We start from the raw sequence: 1,870 nt of genomic DNA, 5'->3' as shown, positions 1-1,870 counted from the left end.
CCGCAAAGCTGCCGCCCGAACCGTCGATGCGGTCTGCGCCGCAATCGGCCACGCACTCGATGCCTTCACCGCCGACGAATGCGCCAATTACCTCAAAAACTCAGGCTATCGAACTTAATGCCATCACGCTTTAGCGCTCTACTCCCTCACACAATGCGCAATCAGCCTCTCCACGAACCCCGCGCACTTCTCCAGCTCCGCCATCTCGACGAACTCGTCCGGCGTATGCGCCTGCGCGATGGATCCCGGGCCGATCACTACCGAGGGAATATCGGCCATGCTGGCGAACAGGCTCGCCTCGGTGCCGAACGCGACCTTGGCGTGATCGTTGCGCCCCGCAAGGCTCTTGGCCAGCGTGACGATGGCGGCGTTGGCGGCCGTGTCGAGCGCGGGATAGTCGAGGATTTCCTCGAACCCGATGCCGCACTCCGGATGCTGTTTCTTCATCGCGGGCTCGAGCTCGGCCTTGGCCCAGGCGACGATCGCATCGGTCACCTCTTTGGACTCGGTGATGCCGATGCCGCGGCATTCGAAATCCACCGTGCAGGTATCCGGCACGATGTTCAGCGCGGCGCCGCCATGCACGATGCTGGTGAGCAGCGTCGAGTGCGGAACGTCGTAAAGGCTGTCCGTTGATCGCGCGGCCGCGAGTTTTACCGCGCGACGACGGATTTCGGTGATCAGTTCTGCGGCATATTCGATCGCGTTGACGCCGTCGGGCGCGATCGAGGAATGGCGGGCGAGGCCGCGAAACGTGGCGCGGACACCGTGCTTGCCTTTGTGGCCGATGATGACCTTCATCTCGGTCGGCTCGCCGACAAAGCAGCCGAGCGGTTTTACGCGTTTCTTCGCCACCTCGCGCAGCATCGGCCGCACGCCGACGCAGCCGATCTCCTCGTCATAGGAGATCGCCAGATGAATCGGCGTCTTGAGCTTCGCCTCCACGATCTCCGGCACCATCGCGAGGCACACCGCGACAAAGCCCTTCATGTCGGTGGTGCCGCGGCCGTAGAGCCTGCCGTCACGCTCGACGAGCTTGAACGGATCGTGGCTCCAGTCCTGGCCGACCACGGGCACGACATCGGTGTGGCCCGACAGCACCAGGCCGGGACGGTCCTCCGGTCCAATGGTGACCCACAGCGAGGCTTTCTCGCCGGTCTCATCGACGATGCGCTCGCACTTGATGCCGAACGTGGCGAGATAGCTTTCGATATGGGTGATCAGAGGCAGGTTGGTGCGGTCGCTGACGGTGTCGAAAGCAACGAGGTCGGCGAGCAGCTTGCGGATGCGGTCGGGTCTTGAGCTTGGCATTTTAAGGATCTTGTCAGGAGATTGCGGAAGCCGAGGCAGCTTGCAGGAACCATACCAGCGCGGCGGCGGGATGGGCAAATGCAGCCACAATGTCATTCAGGGCTTGCGACGTCGTCGCCCCGGAATGACGAGGGGAAGGCTACAAGGTCTTGTGTTGCCTGACGGGCAAAACACGCCAGCCGTGGGTCAACGCGCGCCATCCAAAACATTCCGCTTTACCGAAATTCGGAAATCGCGTATGTGTCGCGGCAACCCGGCCCAGGCAAGAGGGGCGTATCGCGATCGTCACGACACGCGGGCCGGGCGGCGGTGGACGCAGGTTACATCGGCGCCAAGGGTTTCGCAGGGCGGAGAGCCGTGAGCGAAGAGCCTCGCGCACTCGACCGGTGTGATCGGCGTACGGCAAAATCGTGTGGTCCTGGCGCCCGGGGTCTGTGCGCCAAGTCTTGCGGTGATGTGAGCGGCCCAACCGGACCGCGGCATCAGCCATCGGCAAGGCGACGGGGGCAATAGTGCATCGCTCCCCGAGGAGCAACTGTGTTGAAGTAGACCGGTGATC

General features: G+C 63.3%; 1 protein-coding gene. It reads right to left on the bottom strand.

Annotated features, from left to right (window positions below; all coding sequences use genetic code 11):
• Positions 1-138: 138 nt before the first annotated feature.
• Positions 139-1,311, bottom strand: coding sequence for an acetylornithine deacetylase (gene argE / locus IVA92_RS21030; RefSeq protein WP_247276188.1), 1,173 nt, complete (start codon positions 1,309-1,311; stop codon positions 139-141).
• Positions 1,312-1,870: the final 559 nt, after the last annotated feature.

The sequence above is a fragment of the Bradyrhizobium sp. 154 genome, from assembly GCF_023073875.1.
In the GTDB taxonomy this organism is placed as follows: domain Bacteria; phylum Pseudomonadota; class Alphaproteobacteria; order Rhizobiales; family Xanthobacteraceae; genus Bradyrhizobium.
Note: the sequence above shows the minus strand (reverse complement) of the source record. Positions and strands in the feature narration are given on the sequence as shown.

What these genes read in the sequence shown, in the direction of transcription:
- argE (WP_247276188.1), bottom strand. Translation starts at nt 1,311, where the DNA reads ATGCCAAGCTCAAGACCCGACCGCATCCGCAAGCTGCTCGCCGACCTC.